Consider the following 18,081-nt stretch of genomic DNA (forward strand, 5'->3'; position numbering starts at 1 on the left):
GAAGCGGTGTGAACACTCTCAGCTTCGGACGCGTCGCGACGATCGCGCCTCCTTCAACCCTGCCATGACCTCCGCGTCAGTCAGTTGGTGAAAGCCCTCGTAGGCGGATCCAACCCCTTCGAAGTCATCCACGGGGTGTAGACAAACGATGGCATCGACCCGTCGAGCGATCAAACCGATCCTGTCACGGGGAGCTACCGGCACGGCAACGTAGATTCCGACTGCGCCGCGTTGCGAGAGCCAGGACACGGCAGCCAGCATCGTCGCCCCTGTCGCGATGCCGTCGTCCACCACGATCGCAACATGCCCCGCCGGATCGATGGGTTTGGAGCCGATGCGGTAGATGGACCGACGACGCTCGTTCTCCTGCACGGCCTCGGCGGCCGCACGTTCGATGTAGGCATCGTCTGCCCCGGATCGAAGCCGAAAATCGTGATCGACGAATATATGCGACTCGGCACCGTCGACGACGGCCCCGAGCGCCACCTCGGGGTCCCCCGGCGTCCCGATCTTGCGAACCGGGATCAGTTCCAGGGGCGCATGCAGATCACGGGCGATCTCAGCGGCGACGGGCACGCCCCCACGTGGCAATGCGTAGACGATCGGCTTCGCGATGTGCATCCGGCTCAGTCTTGCGGCGAGCTTGCGGCCCGCCTCGCCTCTATCGGCGAACATCGCATGGCCGCCAGAAACGGTCATCGTCCTCGCTCCTCCTGATCGTCGGCTCCGTCGACGCTTCCGACGTGTGTTCCTGGCGAGACCTGTCGCTAGCCGTCCTGGATGCCTTCAAGGGAAACACTCGCCTTCTGGGCTCGTCATGCGAAGGGTCTCCTCTGCTATGACCCCCTCCTCGTCCGTCGGCAGAACCCAGACGGTGACAGGACTGGCCAGCGTGCTGATCCGAGTTTCGTTCGCTCGGTTCCAGGCGTCATCGAGATCGACGCCAAGCCAGTCCAATCGCTCGCAGACGCGTTCCCGGACTTCCGGTGCGCTTTCTCCGATCCCCGCCGTGAACACGATGGCATTGAGGCCGCCGAGGGCGGCGGTCAGTCGGCCGATCTCGGTCGAGACCGAATAGACGAAGATCGCGACCGCATCCCTTGCGGCCTGCTCGGAACTGGCGAGCAGGTCCCGCATGTCGGCGCTCGAACCCGACAAGCCCTTCACGCCGCACTCGTGATACAGCACGTTCTCGAGCTCATCGAGCCGCATGGCCTGCTCCCGCAGGAGCCAGATCATCAATCCGGGATCGAGATCGCCGGGCCGGCTGCCCATGACGAGGCCCGACAGCGGGCTGAACCCCATCGTCGTGGCAACGCTTCGTCCCTGTCGGAGCGCGCAGAGGCTCGCTCCGCTGCCGAGGTGACAGACGATCGCGCGCCCTTTCGCGGCGCGCTCGTCGAGTTGGGGGAGACGCCTCGCGATCGCTTCGTAGCTCAATCCGTGGAAGCCGTAGCGACGAGCCCCAGCCTTCCGAAGGGCGGCGGGAAGCGCGTAGGTGGTGGCAACGGCCGGCATCGTTCGATGGAACGCCGTGTCGAAGCAGGCGACCTGCTGGACGGGAGGATAGGAAGCGGCGACCGCCTCGATCAACGCCAAGCTCCGCGGCTGATGCAGCGGAGCCAAGGGGACGAGGGATTTCAGACGCGTCAGGACAGCTGGCGTTACGTTCGCCGATTTGGAATGCTCGAGCCCGCCGATCGCGACCCGATGGCCGACGGCAGCAAATTCCTGGCCCGACATCTGTCCTGCCACCCATGTCAGGAGACGCTGGGCCGGGTCGCGATCGTCGGATGCGCCGACGACGGGCCAGCTTTCGTCCACCCTCCTTCCTCGCACCACGGCCGACAAGCGGGGATCGCCCGTTCCGAGATCGAGCTTCCCGGTGAGGATACGATCGAGACTACGGCCGAACAGAGCGAACCTGATGCTGGACGATCCGGCGTTCAGCGTGAGGATGTTCGATCTCTCAGGCATGGTCGCGTTCCGCGGCACCGGCCGATGGACCGACCGTCGCCCAAGCATGCGAGAGGAGACGTGCGGCCGCACACGACGCCAGTCTCGATCGCGCCTTGTCGGCACGGCTCGTGAGAACGATGGGAACGCGGGCGCCCATGACGATGCCGGCCAGCTGAGCGCCGCCGAGATACTCCAGCTGCTTGACGAGCATATTCCCGGACTCCAGGTCCGGCACCACGAGTATGTCGGCCCTCCCCGCCACGCGGGAGACGATTTCCTTCGCCTTGGCCGCGTCCTCCGACACCGCGTTGTCGAACGCCAGCGGGCCGTCGACGATCCCGCCGGTGATTTGCCGGCGATCCGCCATCTTGCAGAGCGCCGCCGCGTCCAGGGTGGAGCGGAGCCTTTCGCTGACGGTCTCGATGGCCGACAGAATCGCCACTCGCGGCTCGCGAACGCCGAGGACATGCGCAAGATCGATCGCGTTCAGGACGATGTCGCGTTTTTCCTCGAGGGTCGGCGCGATGTTGACGGCAGCGTCCGTCAGGAAGAGCGGACGGGGGTAGCGCGAGACTTCGACGACGAAGACGTGGCTCATGCGCCTTGCCGTTCGCAGCCTGGGCTCCGCGACGATCGCCTCCATGAATTCGTCCGTGTGAAGGCTTCCCTTCATCAAGGCACCGACGCGGCGGTCGCCGGCCAACCGGGCGCTCGTCGCGGCGGCGGCATGGCTGTGTTCGGTCGCGACGATTTCGAAGGGGGTGATGTCGACGCCGGCCGATTGGGCCGCCCGTCGTATCCGCGCTTCCGGCCCCACGAGAACCGGCGCGATGATCCCAGCCTTCGTCGCTTCGACAAGCGCCGTGAGCGTCTCCGGATCGACGGGGTGAACGACGGCCGTCCGCACCGCAGCCAAGCCCTCTGCCAGACGTATCAGACGTTCGCACTGGTTGTCCGGCAGACGTACCTCGATCTCCGGCACGGCAGGGACGGGTCGCGCCACCTTGTGGGCTGGCGCCTCGACGTCGACCGTTCCCTCGGCCACGCGTCGGCCGACCGGATCGGTCAGTGTGCAAGTCAGCAGGAGCTGTCGAGACTCGGCGTGCTTGCGACTGACCGTGACGTTCAGCGTGAGCTCGTCCCCGGAGACGACAGGACGGTCGAAGCGGAACGTCTTCGACCGCGGTACGGTCCCCTATCCCGGGAGCTTCGTGCCAAGAACGAAGCATACGAGTGCATCCGTCCAGAGGACGCCGGCGAGGTGGCCGCGGGGCTCCGGATTCGCCGCCCCGTCGCCGGTCGTCGTCCCCTCTCCGGACAAAGCGGCGAAAAGCTCGACGTCGCGAGGCGTCATCGTTCTCGTGAGACTCGTCGTCTCGCCGAGTTGCAGCTCTTCGAAGGTCCGGTTCCCGTTCGAGAGCGTCCCGCCGGCCGGGACCGAACGTCTGTCGGCGTCCATCGGGATCAACGCTCCAGCACATAGCGGCCGGGCGCCGGGCCGAGCGAGGCGTATCCCTTGGCGGGCGCTCCGACAGCCGGCGGCTCCACCGGCGCGCCGGACAGCTCGTCGAGCCAATCGACCCAAGCCGCCCACCACGACCCCTCACGCGGAGGTGCAGCCGCGGACCAGCTGTCGGGGTCGACATAGCGGGTGCCGGCCGGGCGACGCGTCATGCGGAACGATCTTCCCGCACGGCCGGGCTCGCTGAGGATGCCGGCATTGTGCCCGCCCGTCGTCAGCAGGAACGTGATGTCCGTATCGTTCATCAGGTTGATCTTGAAGACGGACCGCCACGGCGCGACGTGGTCGCGTTCGGCCGCGACGACGAAGAGCGGCGCGTGGATGTCGCGCAGCGCGACGGGGCGCCCATCGACCTCGTAGCGCCCCTCGAAGAGATCGTTCGAGAGGAACAACCGACGTAGATATTCCGAATGCATGCGATAGGGCATTCGGGTCGTATCGGCATTCCAGGCCATGAGGTCGGTCATCGGCGTGCGGCGCCCCAGAAGGTAATGTCGCACGATGCGGGACCAGATGAGGTCGTTGGAGCGGAGCAGCTGGAAAGCGCCCGACATCTGGCGCGTGCCGAGATAGCCCTGCTCCCACATGAGGTCTTCGAGATAGTCGACCTGGCTCTCGTCGATGAAAAGCGACAGCTCACCGGCGTCCGCGAAATCCGTCTGAACTGCCAGCAGCGTGATCGAGTGAAGCTCGTTCCGCTCCTCGCGTGCGAGATAGGCCGCGGCGATGGCCAGCAGCGTGCCGCCGAGGCAGTACCCGAGGGCGTTCACCCGGGCGTCTGGAACGATGGTCCTGACGGCCGCCAGCGCGTCGAGGATGCCGAGGTGCAGATAGTCGTTCAACGCCAGATCGCGGTCCTGACCCGTCGGGTTGTGCCAGGAGATCATGAAAACGCTGTAGCCGGCGTCGACGAGATGCCGGACCAGCGAATTCCGCGGTGACAGGTCGAGAATATAGAACTTCATGATCCATGCGGGCACGATCAGGATCGGCTCCGGGTGGACCCGCCCCGTGGTCGGAGCATACTGGATGAGTTCGATCAGGCGGTTCCGCATGACGACCTCGCCCCTGGTCACGGCGACGGTCTCACCGGGACGGAATGCCTCCGTCCCCGCCGGCGGCTTGCCGCCCGACAGACGTTCCCAGTCGACCCAGGCGTTCGCTCCGCCGTGCAGGAGATTCAGCCCTCCTTCGCGAACCGTCGTCGCGAGCACCTCCGGGTTCATCGCGATGAAATTGCTCGGGGAGAGCATGTCGAGGCCCTGCCGTACCATGAAGGATACGAGCTGCTCGTGATGTCGGGAGACGCCACCGACACCCGTCGTCCCACAGTGCCACCACTGCTGATGCAGGAGAAATCCCTGATGGATCAGATTGAAGGGGGTCTCGCGCCAGAGCGGATCGCGGAAGCGATCGTCCTGCGACAGCGGTTCGATACAACTGGGGCAAGCCGGATCGGACGCCAGCCGAACGGCGTAGTTTCCGAAGCGCACCGCCTTGCGAAAATCCTTCTCGACCAGCTGCTGACATTTTCCCGGCGATTGGCCGAGATGAATGCTCCAGTCCGCGAACGCCAGCCAAAGCGCCGCCGGAGACGGGCCTGCCGTAAGGCGCCCCATCGTGGCATGGAACAGGCGATCCAAGCCGTTGGGAACATCCGGGACGTCGAGCTGCACCGAGGGCTGCCGATCCGCCCTTGGCTCGGGCGTCGGCGCTGAGGCCTGATGCGGTCCTTCCGGAAGCCACCGGGGCATCCACGAGGCTCCCAGCCACGGCCCCCCCAGCCCGCGAGCGTCGACGGAGCCGCACGAACTTCGGTCAGTCATAGCCGCAGGCCTCCGTCGATCTCCAGCACTCGCCCGTTGACGTAGTCGTTCTTCAGGGCGAACACGGCGGCGTCCGCAACCTCATCCGGTCGTGCGAACCGACCCAGCGGGACGCCGGACAGGATGCGTTCCCGGATCTTGCTGGGAATGGCGGCGACCATGCGCGTCTCGATGAAGCCCGGAGCGAGGGCTGCCACGCGGATCCGGTGGCGGGCGAGTTCCTTCGCCCATACGACCGTCATCGCGGCAACGCCGGCCTTGGCCGCCGAGTAGCTTGTCTGCCCGACGTTCCCTGCCCGCGAGATGCTCGAAATGTTGAGGATGACGCCGGCTCGGCCCGCCTCGATCATGTGACATGCGGCGGCCCGACCGCAGAGGAAAACGCCCTGCAGGTCTACGGCGACGACGTTCTGGAAGTCTGCGAGCGACAACGTCTTTTCGATCGTACGATCTTTCGCCTTTACGAGGAGCCCGTCGCGGACGATGCCGGCATTGCTGACGAGCGCGTCGATCGCTCCGAAGTCGGCACGAATCTCGGCGAAGACCCGCTCGACCGCGCTTTCGTCCGCGATATCGGCGACGTAGCGCCGCGATGTCCCGGCGTCCCGCCCGCAGAGCCGCTGCGTCTCCGCCAACTGGATCGTATCGGTGTCGACGAGAGCGACATTCGCGTGGCGCGCCGCGAGGGCCTTCGCGATCTCCCGGCCCAACCCTTGCGCCGCTCCCGTGATCACGATCGACTTTCCTTCCAATTCCACGTTCGACTTCCCCCGCGACGCGTTCGTTCGAACGCATGTCCTCGATCGCTATGCCGGCACGGTCAGGGCATCGGGCAGGACTGCCCGTTCATCTGGCGGACGGGGTCATTCGGCGAACAGGCACGATGGCTGAAAGGGTAGAAGTGCGAGGTCGCGCATGCGCCCAGAACCGAGGGCGCAAGCACCAGTGCGATGACGATGGATCGGGGCACGACAACCTCCTTCGGTCGGAACGCGCTGTTGCGTGGAGGCCTAAAAAGCGCGGTCGATGAATCGAGACTTTGACGCCGCGCAAGGCGAAGGCATTTCTGCGCGCGTTGCCTTGAATGATCGAGATCAAGGCCATGGCCGGAGCGACGTGCAGGCTCATCGCCATGGATGCCGGCGCTTCGCCGTCCGCGGTGACGACGCGCCCCTCGGAACATTGCGATGGCGGCTTCGAAGACAATTTTGCCCGTCGATGCCGGCACGGTCGGCCCCTCATGGAGGCGATCGACACGTCGCATCGGAATGTGGCTCCTGGTGCTTCTCGCGGCAGGCGCCGCCCTGGCCTATGCCGGCCGATCCTTCATCCTCGGTCCGGTCGTATCGACCTCGATCGTCCAGAGGCAGGATATTGTCCTGACGGTGGTTGCGAGCGGTCTCGTCAGGACGCCCTATCGAATCGATGTCGGCTCGAAGATCATCGGCGTCGTGACCGATGTCCCTGTCGAGGAGGGCCAGACGGTCGCGGCCGGCGATCTGCTGATCCGCCTGGACGATACGCAGGCGCGCAAAGCGGTCGAAACCGCGAACGCGTCGGTCGCGCAGGCGCGGGCGAAACTCGACCAGCTGCAGCATGTGGCCGCTCCGGTCGCAGAGGAAATGAGACGGCAGGCGGAGGCGAACCTTGTCGATGCCCAGGCCGCCTACCGCCGGGCTTCCGACCTCGCGCGTCGTGGGTTCGAAACGGGTGCAGCCCTCGACGCCGCCTCGCGCGCGCTCAACATCGCGCTCTCCCAATCTCGTGCGGCCGAGATCCAGGCGGCCAGCAACAAGCCCGGCGGACGCGACTTCATCGTGGCGCAAACGCTCGTGACCCAGACCGAAGCGCAGCGGGACGCGGCCGAAACGGCGCTGGAGGACAGTCGGATCTTCGCAGCGCGGGACGGGACGCTGATCGCGCGCGACGTCGAGCGCGGCGACACCGTGCAGCCCGGCAAGGTGCTGATGGTTCTCGCCCCCCATGGTGTCACGGAGATCGTGGCGCCGATCGATGAACAGAACCTCGGGCTGATCCGCATCGGCGAAACGGCCGCCGTTTCCGCGGACGCCTTCCCGGATCTGACCTTCGCGGCGACCGTGAGCTACATCAATCCTGCGGTTCAGGCGCAGAGCGGATCGGTCGAGGTCAAGCTCACCGTTCCCGATCCTCCCGCTCATCTGCGGCAGGACATGACGGTATCCGTCGAGATCGAGGTCGCCCGGAAGGCCGCGGTCCTCAGCGTCGATGTGGACGACGTCCATGATCCCAGGGGACCGGACCCCTACGTCCTGATCGTGGAGAGCGGCAAGGTGCGCCGACAGCCTGTTCGCATCGGGCTGCTAGGGGACACCGCCGCCGAGATCGTCGATGGTCTTCAACCAGGAACGCGAATCGTCAGCGGGACGGCTCCGCGGATTGCCGACGGTCACCGGGTCAGGATCGAGAGCGGTGCCTAGCCATGTCCCCTTCGAGGTCATCGCAGCCTTGCGCTTTCTGCGCGAAGGCATCGTCCAGACCATCCTGATCGTCATCGGTGTCGCTGTCGGCGTCGGGGTCGTCGTTTTCATGTCGGCCCTTCTCGACGGTGTCCAGGCCAATTTCCTGACGCGCCTTCTGAGCACGCAAGGCCAGGTGGTGATCCTGCCGCAGAGGGATGCCTCGCGCCCGGTCCTGGCGCCGCAATCGGCGCGCTTCATCCGACTTGTCCAGCCTCGGTCCCAGCGACGCCTGACGGTGGACCAGTGGCGAAAGCTGTCGGATATGCTTCGTGCCTCCCCTGAGGTCGCGGTCGTCTCGCCGATGGTGTCGGGGTCGGTCTCGATCATCCGCGGCGCCGCGGCACGCACGGCGACCTTTCAGGGCATCGAGCCGGGGCCGTATTTTCGGATCGTCACAATCCCGAGCGACATCGTGGCGGGGACATCCCGCCTGACGAGCCAGGACCTCCTGATCGGCAAGGAGCTGGCCGAAGAGCTCGGGGTCTCGGTCGGCGAAAAGGTGCTGGTCAGAGCGGCCGGCGGCAGCATCAAGTCCTTCGACGTCGTTGGCATATTCGACCTCGGCAGCCGGATCTTCAACGAACGCACCGTCATCGGCACGCTGAATGCGGCGCAGGGTCTGCTCGGTCTGGTCGGCGAGGTCACCAGCATCGACCTGGCTCTGGTCGACCCCTACGAAGCCGACGCGGTCGCCGATACCCTCGCCGCTGCCGACCGCGTTCGTGCCGAGAGCTGGATCCGGACCAACAGCGAGTTCTTCACCGCCATTCGCAGTCAGAACGTCTCGAGCGGCACGATCCGCGCCTCGGTCACCCTTTCGGTCGCGTTCGGCATGGCAAGCGTCCTGGTCGTATCCGTTGTCCAGCGCTCGCGAGAGATCGGCATCCTTCGCGCCATGGGGGCGTCACGCGGGCAGATGATGCGGGTCTTTCTCGTACAGGGCGGGTTGCTGGGATTCGCCGGATCGCTGTTCGGGTCGGCTCTCGCCAGGGGGCTTCTGGGCCTCTGGATGCTGCTCGCCCGCAAGCCGGACGGGACACAGTTCTTCGATCTCGCCATCTCGCCCCGGCTCTACGTCGTCGCCGGCGTTCTCACCACCGTGTGCGGTGTCCTCGCAGCCGTTGCGCCGGCCATGAGGGCGGCGAGGCTGGACCCCGTGGATGCGATCCGTGCCTGACGACGTGCTCTCGCTGCGCGGCATCCGGAAGGCCTACAACCCCGGTACGCCGCTGGAGACCGAGGTGCTGCACGGCATCGACATGGATGTGAAGAAAGGCGAGTTCTGCGCCGTCATGGGCCCGTCGGGCTCGGGCAAGAGCACCCTGTTGAACATCATCGGGCTCCTGGACCGGCCGACCGGCGGCAGCCTGACGATCGACGGCCATGATACCGGGATGCTCGACGAGAACGGGCTGACCTCGCTGCGCGGTCGCAGCATCGGCTTCGTCTTCCAGTACCATCACCTGATCTCCGCCTTCAGCGCGGTCGAGAACGTCATGATGCCGCTACTCCTGCGTCGCGGTTTCGCCGACGCGGACATGCGCCGCACGGCCGAGCGCCTGTTGGAGCAAGTCGGCCTCCTCGATTGCGCCGATCGCAAGGCGACGCACATGTCGGGTGGTCAGCAACAGCGCGTGGCGATCGCCAGGGCGCTCGCAGGAAATCCGGCGATCGTGCTGGCGGACGAACCCACCGGCAATCTGGACACCAGAAGCGCGGAAGGCGTCTTCGATCTGATGCGCTCGATCGGCCGGACGAAGGGGACGACCTTCCTGCTCGTGACCCACAACCTCGATCTGGCCCGCCGTTGCGACCGGACGATACAGATCGTTGATGGGCATGTGGTGGCCTGATCAGCGACACTGCAGGGCATCGGCCGATGGGGCCGCCGACCGAAGACCCGTTCCGGGCTTGATCCACGTCAACATCGCTTCCGACCGTCGTTCCATAGTTCCGTCACCCGCATCCGAGAAAGGAGAAGGCAGATGAACGAACAGCGATGGCAGGACTGGCTGGTGGCTCTCATCGGAGCCTGGCTCGTCCTATCGAACTGGATCCTCACGTTCCAGGCGTCGGAACCCCTGTCGGCTTTGACCGGTCGACTGATCTTCTGGAACTCGGCGATCGTCGGCGTGGTCGCCCTCGTCCTCGCGGTGATGTCGCTCACCTCCCACAAGGCCTGGGAGGAGTGGGTGAACATCGTGCTGGGGCTCTGGTTGGCGATTTCGCCTTGGGTCCTCGGCTTCACGAACGTGCGGAACGCCGTCCTCAACGTCACCCTATGCGGCCTCGCCATCGTCGGTTCCTCGGCTTGGTCGCTCCGCGACGCCGGACAGGCCGGGCACGCCCGATGAAGGCGTATCCATCGAGTTCCGCCCTGCCCGCCCACCTTGACGAGACAAAGTCATGAACGTCGTCGACAGCGGCACGCTTCCCGATGTCAGGGTCGAACTCGTCGGCACCCGCCGATGGCGCGTATCCCCTGTCTCCGTTCGGGCGAAGGGGTGGATTGCCGATCACTTGCCGGACACGTCCCGCATTGACCGGCCCATCGTGGAGACCGACGTCGTGCGCATCAACCGCCTGGCCGCAATGGCGCGAAGCAACGGGTTGAGGATCGAATTCAACGGTCCCTTGGCCATGATGCGCCTGTAGGCTCGCGACCCGACCAGGATGAAAAAGGCTCGCGCCCGGCCATTCCTCCGGGCGCGAGGCACTCAGGTACGAGGCCTTGCGGTGTCTCAAGCCTGAGCCGCCGGCGAGCGGCGGCGCGTCGACGGATTGTGAGGCGAGGCCACGGCCTGCACGAGTTCCCCGCACCGTTCACGGCTCGCATGCCGCGAGATGTCGGCGAGGCTGAGGATTCCGACCATTCGCTTGTCCGCATCGATCACAGGCAGACGGCGGACCTTCTTTTCCTCCATGAGTTGGATCGCATCCTGCACCGACTGGTCCGTCCGGCAGTAGACGATCCCTTTGGTCATGACGTCGCGGGCCGTCAGCTTGCCTGGATCGGCGCCGTTCGTGAAAGCGCGGGTGACGACATCCCGGTCCGTGACCATGCCGATCAGCCGGTCGTTCTCGCCGACCGGCACGGAGCCGATGTCGTCCTTTTTCATGAGCGCTGCGATCGTTGCGACGGTCGTTTCGGGTGAAACCCATCTTGCACCTTTGTGCATGGCGGCTTCGATCTTCATGTTCTTTTCCCTTCGCGAAGATGACTCCGACATCGTCAAGCTAGGATCGGGCACGCAAATCGATTTGATCCCGATCAAAATCGCCGATGACGCTGCCTCGAGCGGCACACGCGAATGCGTCGTCATCGAAGGAGAAGAGCTCCGACGATCGTCGGCAACGGCGGGCGCCAAAGCCCGGTCAGACAGCCGAGAGCGCTCGCCGTTCGGTGAGAAGCCCGACACGCGCCTCGGTTGCACGACCGACCTCGTCGTGGCACGATCCAGGCGGGATCAAGACGGCATGGGGCGCGGTTTTGAGAGTTCGCATCGTCACCGCAGGAATTCTGCTGGCTGCCGGCACCATGGGCGCGTCGGCCGACGAGGCGCTTTCTCTCCTGCCGGATCTTTCCCAGCTCGATCCAGCCCTCGCAGACGATTTCAACATCGGGGACGGCAATACCGGGCTGTTCAACCGCGGCACCGGAAACACAGGTTATTTCAACGCCGGAACGGGCAACACCGGCGCCTTCAACGGCCTGGGAAACGCCGACGCCTCGAGCGGCAACGGCAACGTCGGTGTGTTCAATGGCAACCGGAACGGCGGTGCGGACAACGGCAACGGGAACCGCGGTGCCTTCAATGGCAACCTCAACGGGTTCGCCAGCCAGGGGACCAACGTCGGAAGCGGGAACGGAAACGTCGGCGCCCTGAACGGCAATCTCAACGGCGCCTTCATCGCGGGACGGGACACGGGGAACGGCAACGGCAACGCCAATCGCGGTCTCCTCAACGGCAATCGCAACGGCAGCGGCGCGCCCTCGGGCGGGTCGCCCGGGGTGTTCGAAAGCGTGGCGGCCGGCAATCTAGCCTCCGCCGGCGGCTTCGCTGCGACGGCTGTCGGCGCGATCTCGTCAGCTCAAGGCTTCGCATCCACCGCGGTCGGCCAGTTCTCGACCGCTGCCGGGTTCGCCACGACCGCGGCGGGACAGTTCGCGACGGCATCCGGCTTCGCGTCCACGGCTGTCGGTCAATTCTCCGCGGGCAGCGGCTTCGCTTCCACGACCGTCGGCCAGTTCTCGACCGCCGCGGGGTCGCTTTCGACCACCGTCGGGCAGTTCGCGACCGCCTCCGGAACAAGCGCCACCGCGATCGGCCAGGCGAGCGACGCATCGGGCAGGAAGAGCGTCGCCATCGGTCAGGGCGCCGTGGCGGGCTTCGAACGTTCCATCGCCATCGGCCAAGGGGTGCGCACGCGGCGGGACGGCGAAGTTCGGATCGGCGACGAAACGCAGATGGTAACGATACCCTCGCTCGCCGCACCGACCGGGTCGGGTCCGAGGTTCGTCACGACCGATTCGACCGGCCTCCTGACACCTACGAGCTTCACGGTGGACGATGTCCTGACGAGGATCGACGAGACGGGCGACAGGGCCGATGAAGGGACCGCACTCGCTCTTGCGGTCGGTGGGCTCGTCCTACCGCCGGACGGCCGCGACTTCGCCTTGAGCGGAAGCGTCGCCGGCTTCGGAGGGCAGTCCCCGGCCGGAATGTCGCTGGCCGGGCGCCTCCTGTCGGAGCCCGCTTACGATCTCTATCTCCAAGCGGGGGCCGGCGTCGGCCTCGACAGCGGCCGGGCCGGCGGACGGGTCGGATTGGCTCTTGCCTGGTAAGGTCCGGCCTATCGGAGCGCTGCTTGCGTTCTGCTTCGCTGCCGCATTGGGGACGGCTCCGGCGGCAGCGGGGGAACCGTGTGGACCGGGGCCGAACTGCACCGGTGAATCCGATACGGCCAGAGACAACTCCCGGCTCGCGCTGGTGCTCGTCCGAACGACGTTCGTGTCCTTCGGCCAGGCGATCGAGACCGGCAACTACTCGATGCTGCGGGATCTCGCCTCGCCGGGGTTTCGGAAACGCTATTCGGAGGCCGGGCTCGAGCAGGCTCTTGCGCCCCTGCGGGAAGCGGCCCTCCAGTTCGGCGATGCCGTCCTCGTCGTCCCGAGGATCAATGCGTTCGAACGCAAGGGCGAAGGTCTGATCGAGATCGCCGGCGTCTGGCCCAGCTCACCACGGGCCTCCCGATACCGTCTCGTTTTCCAGGCTGGTTCGGGGGCCTGGCAACTTTTCGGCTTCGAGGTGTCGGCAGCCGACGATGGCGAACACGCGAAGGCGCCTCGCTGACGAATGGGCTTGGTCAGTTCGCTAGCCATCCTTCCATGACCGCGTGCCGCACGAGTCCGGCCCTGGTGTGCACCCCAAGCTTCTGACACGCTCTCGAACGGTAGGTTTCGACCGTCTTGACGGAAAGACCGAGCTCGCGCGAGATTTCCTTGTTGCTGAGCCCTCGGGCGACGAAGCGGGCGACGCTCTCTTCGCGATCACTGAGCTCTTCGATGGAAGCCGCATCCGAGGAGGCGGCGGCCATGACCTTCGATGCCACGTGCGGATCCACGTAGAAGCCTCCACCGGCGATGGCTCGGATCGCACGCAGAAGATCCTCCGTTGCCGACCTCTTGAGCACGAACCCCTGTGCGCCAGCCTTGAGAAACGCTCTTACGTAGGATCCCTCCTCGTGCAGCGTCAGTCCGAGAATGAGCATCCGGCTCCATCTCGCCCGGATCATCGCTGCGAGCGTTATGCCGTCCATGCCGGGCAACGACCCGTCGACGACGACGAGATCGGGGCGGGTCTTCTCGATGAGATCCATGACCCCTTCCGCTTCTCTGGCAGTTCCCACCACCTCGAGATCGGGGTGCGCCTCGACCATGGCCTTGATCCCCGACAGGACGATCGGATGATCGTCGACGAGGAAGATGCGCACAGGATTTCGGTTGGGCATCTCACCCTATTCCTTCCTCAGCGGCAGGGACACGAACACCGCGGTGCCGATGCCAGGTTCGCTTTCGATATCGAGGCGACCACCGACGGAGCGGACGCGCTCCTCCATGCCGGCCAGCCCGAAGTGTCGGGAGGAGGCGTTCATCGCCGAAGCTCGATCGAATCCTACGCCGTCGTCCTCGATCGCGATACGCAGATGGGCTCCGTCCCTGTGGAGCGTCACGCTGACGTTCGAGGCCGATGCATGGCGAGCGACGTTCGTCAGGCTTTCCTGGATCACGCGATAGGCAACGATGCCGGTATCGGCGGACAGATCCGCGGGAAGCTCATCGATATGCGTATCGATCGCGATGGACATTTGCTCGCCCCACGCGAGAGCGAGATCCTCCGCTGCGATCGCAAGGCCGACCTCGTCGAGGAGCAGTGGTCGCAGGCGCCCGGTGATGTGTCGGACCGACTCGGAGATCTCGTCGACGAGTTGCCGCGACGCGGATAAGCGTCGTGCCTCCGGCTCCGCCGTTTCCCCGCGTGCTTCCAGCGTCTTGAGCCCGATCGACAATGCGGTCAGCTTCTGGCCGAGCTCGTCGTGGAGCTCCCGAGCGATCCGGAGGCGCTCGTTTTCCTGAGCCTCGAGAATGGCTGCCAGAAGCCGGTTTCTTTCCGCCTCGTCCGCCTTCGCCTGGGTGATATCGACCACCGTCACGACCGCAGCGGAAATCTGCCCCTCGTCGTTTCGGATCGGGGCCGCACCGACCGAAAGCCACAGCGTTTTCCCGCCGGACGACTCGACGCGGAATTCTTCGCCGCGCACGGTCTCGCCGGCGTTCATGGCCCGGCCGCTCGGCAGGCAACTCATGGGCAACGCTCGGCCTTCTCGATCGTAGACGCGGAGGGCGGGGATCGGGATACCGGCTCCCGTCTGGCGCGGATCCAGTCGAAGAAGTCGGCGGTATCGTTCGTTGACGAGCGAAAGCGTCGTCTCGTTCTCGACGACGGCGACGCCGATCGGCATCTCCTCGATCACGCTTTCCAAACGCCTGCGATAGGCGCGGGCTTCGGCATCGGCATGATCGACGGTTCGGGCCGCCTTGACGAGGCTGACAGCCATGTATCCGCCCAACCCGGTGACCGCGCCGAGAAGAAGGGCGTCGAACCAGACGACGTCGTCGACGGTATCGGCGAACATCCGCAGCATGATGCTGACCAGGATCGCTCCGGCACAGAGGAGCAGCGAGACCGCCCCAACCCGCAGATGGTCCTGCGCGCCCCCCTTTCCTCCTGGCCTGTCGTCTCGCCCTGCGGACGTCGACATCGAACCCGCTCCAACAACCCCTTCGCCGCGATCGGGAGCCGGCTCGCTCGTGGGAGTTTCTCCCGTACGCCGCGACAAACCCCGACGACTTGATCCGCATCAAACCTGACATCTGCGTCCAAGTCTGCCCCGTTGCCTACGATACTCCACAACCTGAATATTTCGGCGTTCCCCGAAGCTCATGAGAGCCTCGGCAACTTCAAAGCAGAAGCAACGGGAGTACAGAGCCATGAAACGAATCATCATCACCGCCGCGACCGTGCTCGCCCTCACCACGAGCTATGCCGGCGCCTGGTCCGTCGGAAGCGGCAACGGCAACGGCAACGGCAACGTCGGGATCGGGAACGGCAACGGGAACGGCAACACCGGCGCGCTGAACGGCAACTTCAACGGCAACAACAACCACGGCATCGGCAACGGCAACCAGAACGGCAACGGAAACTACGGTCTGGGCAACGGCAACTTCAACGGCAGCGGCAACTGGGGCGGTTTCAACGGCAACCAGAACGGCAACTTCAACGCCGGGGCGCTGAACGGCAACGGCAACGGCAACTCCAACGGCGGGGCCTACAACGGCAACGGCAACGGCAACATGAACCGCTGACCGCGGTCTCGTGCCGTGTCGCGGCCGACGGACGCCGCGACACGGCACATCATCCCACGCAACAAGGAGGTCGTCATGTCGAAGAGGACTATCACGCTCGCCACCATGATGGTCGCCCTACTGGGCGCCGTCCAGGCCCATGCCGTCAGCATCGGGAGTGGCAACGGCAACGGCAACGGCAACATCGGGATTGGCAACGGAAACAGCAACGGAAACGGAAACACCGGCTACGGGAACGGAAACGGCAACGGAAACGGAAACGGGGCGCCCCAGACCAACGGGAACTACGGGGCCTTCAACTCCGGGACGGGCAACTTCGGCGCCTTCAACGGCGGCACCGGAAACGTCGGCGCCTTCAACGGCAACGGCAACGCCAACCACACGAGCGGAAACGGCAACCTCGGATCGTTCAACGGGAACTTCAACGGAGGCAGCTTCAATGGCAACGGCAACGTCGGCGCGGGGAACGGCAACTTCAACGGTCTCGGAAACCGGCGGTGAGACGTCCTGGTCGCGGAACACCACCCACCGCTCGACCTATCTTCTTAGGCCGGCGTGCTGGCGCGCCATCTTCGTCGTCGCCTTCGCGCTGTCGTGCCTCGCCCCGAGCCTCGGCCACGCGGCCATGGGCCAGGGGAACGGCAACGGGAATGGAAATGTCGGGAATGGAAACGGGAACGGAAATTCCGGCAACAACAACGGGAACGGCAACGTCGGGGACAACAACGGAAACAACAACACGACCGATGGAAACGGGAACGGGAACATCGGTAGCGGTTTCGGCAACGGAAATTCCGCGTCCACCGCCGGGAGCGCCTCGAACCACTCCATGGGTCGGGACGGTGGCAGTGACGAGACGCACGGACGCGCGCCGGCAGGGGTACGGAGCCGGGATCGAAACCCGTTCTTTCTCCCCCTCGGTCCAGGGCGTCCTGAAGCTCCGTGGTTCCTACGCGGGGTTTTCCGTGACCTTCCGGTCACGCGGGAAAACTGAGCCGTCCTCGGATTGGCGCGCTTGCGACCCTGTGGAGGAAGAACCCCTCGAGGGGTCAGGCGACGGGGAGGATGCCATAGACCGCGCCTCCCAGGGTCGCCGCGACAAGGTTGATGAGGAGGACGAGGACACCGAAGCGCCAGGATCCTACGATCATCGCCAATCCGAGCCGGAGGATGCCGTTGACCGCGAGCGCGGCTAGGATCGCGTTCGCGGCGATCGCCGCGCTCGTTCCGTCGCCGACCAGCCTCAGCACGCTGATGGCCGCGACGTCCACGTCCACAGCTCCAGAAAGGGCCGTCGATGCGATCAAGCTACGGGGCCCCAAGAAGGATGCGAGCGCCGCATTTCCGGTCGACACGACTGCGAACAGGAGTGCGAACACCAGCAGCGGTGCGAGCTCGAACGGGCTTTTGGACATCTGGTCTATCCGCATCTCGGCGGCCCTTACGAAGAGGAGAGTTCCGCCAACCGCGCAGAACCCCACTGAAGCCGCGACCGCGGGTGCCGCGAGAAGCGGCAGGACGGACGGTTGCACGATCAGCACGATCAGGCACACGCGGCCGAGGGAAACGCCCGCCGCCAATGCCGCGGCGCCCGCAAGGATCCTCGAGTTTCCTCCCGACTTCGCCTGACGTGCGACGGCGAGGGTGACGGCCGTCGACGACACGACAGCTCCCGACAGCGTGCTGAGGATCAGCCCGCGTCGCGGCTCGAACAGTCGCACGGCGACATATCCGACATAGGAGATCGCCGCGGTCAGGACCGTGAAGAACCAGACCTCCCAAGGATCGAAGCCGCCCCAGGGGTCGATGGCGTGGTGCGGCAGCAGCGGCAGTACGATCGCCGTCATCGAGACGAGAAGGATCGCCGACCGCAACTCGATCCAGGAGATGCGCTTCAACAGCGTATGGAGAAGTTCGCGGCTTGCCAGGAGGCCGGTCAGGGCTGCACCGGCGCCGGCTGCCGCCTGCCTGTCGCCGATGACGGCCAGACCGCCGAGCAGAAAGACACAGAAGCCAGCGATCGTCCCGGTCGCGCTGAAATCGGAGTCGTGCCTGGCTTCCTGCAGCTTGAAGGCGGAGAAGACCGCCACGAAGGCGATCAGGGATACGGGCAACACCCATTTCGCATCCGCGGCATCCGCCAGAGCTGCGGACAGGCCGCCGAGAAGTCCCGTGATGGCGTAGGTGCGAATGCCGGCCGTTCGGCTGTGGCCCGGACGGTCGCGCTCCTGCCAACCCCGTTCGAGCCCGACCAGAAGGCCAATGGCCAAGGCGAGGCCCAGTCGGAGCATGAGCACGTCCATTCCCGCTCCCACCGTCCACGATCGTGCGGATGTCGACCGCACG

General features: G+C 65.6%; 17 protein-coding genes and 1 pseudogene. 9 read left to right on the plus strand and 9 right to left on the minus strand.

The genetic code is table 11. The annotated features are described in order from the left end of the window. Positions 1 to 18: 18 nt before the first annotated feature. From ASF65_RS08355 to ASF65_RS08375, 5 genes and pseudogenes are all read right to left on the minus strand, one after another. Positions 19 to 699: a phosphoribosyltransferase family protein gene (locus tag ASF65_RS08355; RefSeq protein WP_055887812.1), complete on the minus strand. Its 681-nt coding sequence runs from the start codon at positions 697 to 699 to the stop codon at positions 19 to 21. 87 nt (positions 700 to 786) lie between these two features. Further along, a complete protein-coding gene (locus ASF65_RS08360; RefSeq protein WP_055887817.1) occupies positions 787 to 1,977 on the minus strand; it encodes an acetate/propionate family kinase in 1,191 nt (396 codons plus the stop codon). After that, positions 1,970 to 3,418, minus strand: a pseudogene (locus ASF65_RS08365) (bifunctional enoyl-CoA hydratase/phosphate acetyltransferase). The gene ASF65_RS08360 and the pseudogene ASF65_RS08365 overlap by 8 nt, the downstream one beginning before the upstream one ends. 5 nt (positions 3,419 to 3,423) lie before the next feature. After that, positions 3,424 to 5,157 carry an alpha/beta fold hydrolase gene (locus ASF65_RS08370; protein WP_280137621.1) on the minus strand — a complete coding sequence of 578 codons (1,734 nt, stop codon included), beginning with the start codon at positions 5,155 to 5,157 and terminating at the stop codon, positions 3,424 to 3,426. Positions 5,158 to 5,303: 146 nt separating this feature from the next. Further along, a complete protein-coding gene (locus ASF65_RS08375; RefSeq protein ID WP_055887823.1) occupies positions 5,304 to 6,065 on the minus strand; it encodes an SDR family oxidoreductase in 762 nt (253 codons plus the stop codon). A gap of 510 nt (positions 6,066 to 6,575) precedes the next feature. Here ASF65_RS08375 and ASF65_RS08380 point away from each other — a divergent pair. The 5 genes from ASF65_RS08380 to ASF65_RS08400 all read left to right on the plus strand — a co-directional run bounded on the left by ASF65_RS08380 (position 6,576) and on the right by ASF65_RS08400 (position 10,463). After that, the gene (locus tag ASF65_RS08380) at positions 6,576 to 7,766 is read left to right on the plus strand and encodes an efflux RND transporter periplasmic adaptor subunit (protein ID WP_055887826.1); all 1,191 of its coding nucleotides are present in this window, start codon (positions 6,576 to 6,578) and stop codon (positions 7,764 to 7,766) included. Beyond that, on the plus strand, positions 7,759 to 8,985 hold the full coding sequence (locus ASF65_RS08385) for an FtsX-like permease family protein (protein ID WP_055887828.1): 1,227 nt from the start codon (positions 7,759 to 7,761) through the stop codon (positions 8,983 to 8,985). The genes ASF65_RS08380 and ASF65_RS08385 overlap by 8 nt, the downstream gene beginning before the upstream one ends. After that, entirely contained in the window at positions 8,969 to 9,661 is a 693-nt protein-coding gene (locus tag ASF65_RS08390; protein ID WP_055887830.1) for an ABC transporter ATP-binding protein, read from the plus strand. The genes ASF65_RS08385 and ASF65_RS08390 overlap by 17 nt, the downstream gene beginning before the upstream one ends. A 132-nt stretch (positions 9,662 to 9,793) precedes the next feature. Continuing rightward, positions 9,794 to 10,162: an SPW repeat protein gene (locus tag ASF65_RS08395; RefSeq protein ID WP_055887833.1), complete on the plus strand. Its 369-nt coding sequence runs from the start codon at positions 9,794 to 9,796 to the stop codon at positions 10,160 to 10,162. Positions 10,163 to 10,214: 52 nt separating this feature from the next. Further along, positions 10,215 to 10,463 carry a hypothetical protein gene (locus ASF65_RS08400; RefSeq protein WP_055887836.1) on the plus strand — a complete coding sequence of 83 codons (249 nt, stop codon included), beginning with the start codon at positions 10,215 to 10,217 and terminating at the stop codon, positions 10,461 to 10,463. Positions 10,464 to 10,549: 86 nt separating this feature from the next. On the opposite strand, the gene ASF65_RS08405 is transcribed toward ASF65_RS08400, so the two are convergent. Further along, on the minus strand, positions 10,550 to 11,005 hold the full coding sequence (locus tag ASF65_RS08405) for a CBS domain-containing protein (protein ID WP_055887840.1): 456 nt from the start codon (positions 11,003 to 11,005) through the stop codon (positions 10,550 to 10,552). Positions 11,006 to 11,298: 293 nt separating this feature from the next. Between ASF65_RS08405 and ASF65_RS08410 the strand changes: the two genes are divergently transcribed. Further along, positions 11,299 to 12,654 (plus strand): hypothetical protein, encoded by a 1,356-nt coding sequence (locus ASF65_RS08410; protein WP_162239468.1) that lies wholly within the window; start codon positions 11,299 to 11,301, stop codon positions 12,652 to 12,654. Positions 12,655 to 12,820: 166 nt separating this feature from the next. After that, the gene (locus tag ASF65_RS08415; RefSeq protein WP_156369222.1) at positions 12,821 to 13,162 is read left to right on the plus strand and encodes a hypothetical protein; all 342 of its coding nucleotides are present in this window, start codon (positions 12,821 to 12,823) and stop codon (positions 13,160 to 13,162) included. 13 nt (positions 13,163 to 13,175) lie between these two features. On the opposite strand, the gene ASF65_RS08420 is transcribed toward ASF65_RS08415, so the two are convergent. Beyond that, positions 13,176 to 13,802: a response regulator transcription factor gene (locus ASF65_RS08420; RefSeq protein WP_244486598.1), complete on the minus strand. Its 627-nt coding sequence runs from the start codon at positions 13,800 to 13,802 to the stop codon at positions 13,176 to 13,178. Between the two features lie 24 nt (positions 13,803 to 13,826). Further along, entirely contained in the window at positions 13,827 to 15,131 is a 1,305-nt protein-coding gene (locus ASF65_RS08425; protein WP_082505298.1) for an ATP-binding protein, read from the minus strand. A gap of 229 nt (positions 15,132 to 15,360) precedes the next feature. On the opposite strand from ASF65_RS08425, the gene ASF65_RS08430 reads away from it, so the two are divergent. Together ASF65_RS08430 and ASF65_RS21795 are read left to right on the plus strand one after the other, a co-directional pair. Beyond that, on the plus strand, positions 15,361 to 15,735 hold the full coding sequence (locus ASF65_RS08430) for a hypothetical protein (RefSeq protein ID WP_055887850.1): 375 nt from the start codon (positions 15,361 to 15,363) through the stop codon (positions 15,733 to 15,735). Between the two features lie 75 nt (positions 15,736 to 15,810). After that, positions 15,811 to 16,236, plus strand: a complete 426-nt coding sequence (locus ASF65_RS21795; protein ID WP_200940013.1) for a hypothetical protein — start codon at positions 15,811 to 15,813, stop codon at positions 16,234 to 16,236. Between the two features lie 548 nt (positions 16,237 to 16,784). Here the strand turns inward: ASF65_RS21795 and ASF65_RS08445 are convergent. Next, positions 16,785 to 18,026 (minus strand): MgtC/SapB family protein, encoded by a 1,242-nt coding sequence (locus tag ASF65_RS08445; protein ID WP_348271173.1) that lies wholly within the window; start codon positions 18,024 to 18,026, stop codon positions 16,785 to 16,787. Between the last annotated feature and the right edge of the window lie 55 nt (positions 18,027 to 18,081).

The sequence above is a fragment of the Aureimonas sp. Leaf324 genome (genome assembly GCF_001423245.1).
In the GTDB taxonomy this organism is placed as follows: domain Bacteria; phylum Pseudomonadota; class Alphaproteobacteria; order Rhizobiales; family Rhizobiaceae; genus Aureimonas.

What these genes read in the sequence shown, in the direction of transcription:
- ASF65_RS08360 (WP_055887817.1), bottom strand. Translation starts at nt 1,977, where the DNA reads ATGCCTGAGAGATCGAACATCCTCACGCTGAACGCCGGATCGTCCAGC.
- ASF65_RS08445 (WP_348271173.1), bottom strand. Translation starts at nt 18,026, where the DNA reads ATGCTCCGACTGGGCCTCGCCTTGGCCATTGGCCTTCTGGTCGGGCTC.
- ASF65_RS08355 (WP_055887812.1), bottom strand. Translation starts at nt 699, where the DNA reads ATGACCGTTTCTGGCGGCCATGCGATGTTCGCCGATAGAGGCGAGGCG.
- ASF65_RS21795 (WP_200940013.1), top strand. Translation starts at nt 15,811, where the DNA reads ATGTCGAAGAGGACTATCACGCTCGCCACCATGATGGTCGCCCTACTG.
- ASF65_RS08425 (WP_082505298.1), bottom strand. Translation starts at nt 15,131, where the DNA reads ATGTCGACGTCCGCAGGGCGAGACGACAGGCCAGGAGGAAAGGGGGGC.
- ASF65_RS08395 (WP_055887833.1), top strand. Translation starts at nt 9,794, where the DNA reads ATGAACGAACAGCGATGGCAGGACTGGCTGGTGGCTCTCATCGGAGCC.
- ASF65_RS08390 (WP_055887830.1), top strand. Translation starts at nt 8,969, where the DNA reads ATGCGATCCGTGCCTGACGACGTGCTCTCGCTGCGCGGCATCCGGAAG.
- ASF65_RS08430 (WP_055887850.1), top strand. Translation starts at nt 15,361, where the DNA reads ATGAAACGAATCATCATCACCGCCGCGACCGTGCTCGCCCTCACCACG.
- ASF65_RS08380 (WP_055887826.1), top strand. Translation starts at nt 6,576, where the DNA reads ATGTGGCTCCTGGTGCTTCTCGCGGCAGGCGCCGCCCTGGCCTATGCC.
- ASF65_RS08405 (WP_055887840.1), bottom strand. Translation starts at nt 11,005, where the DNA reads ATGAAGATCGAAGCCGCCATGCACAAAGGTGCAAGATGGGTTTCACCC.
- ASF65_RS08400 (WP_055887836.1), top strand. Translation starts at nt 10,215, where the DNA reads ATGAACGTCGTCGACAGCGGCACGCTTCCCGATGTCAGGGTCGAACTC.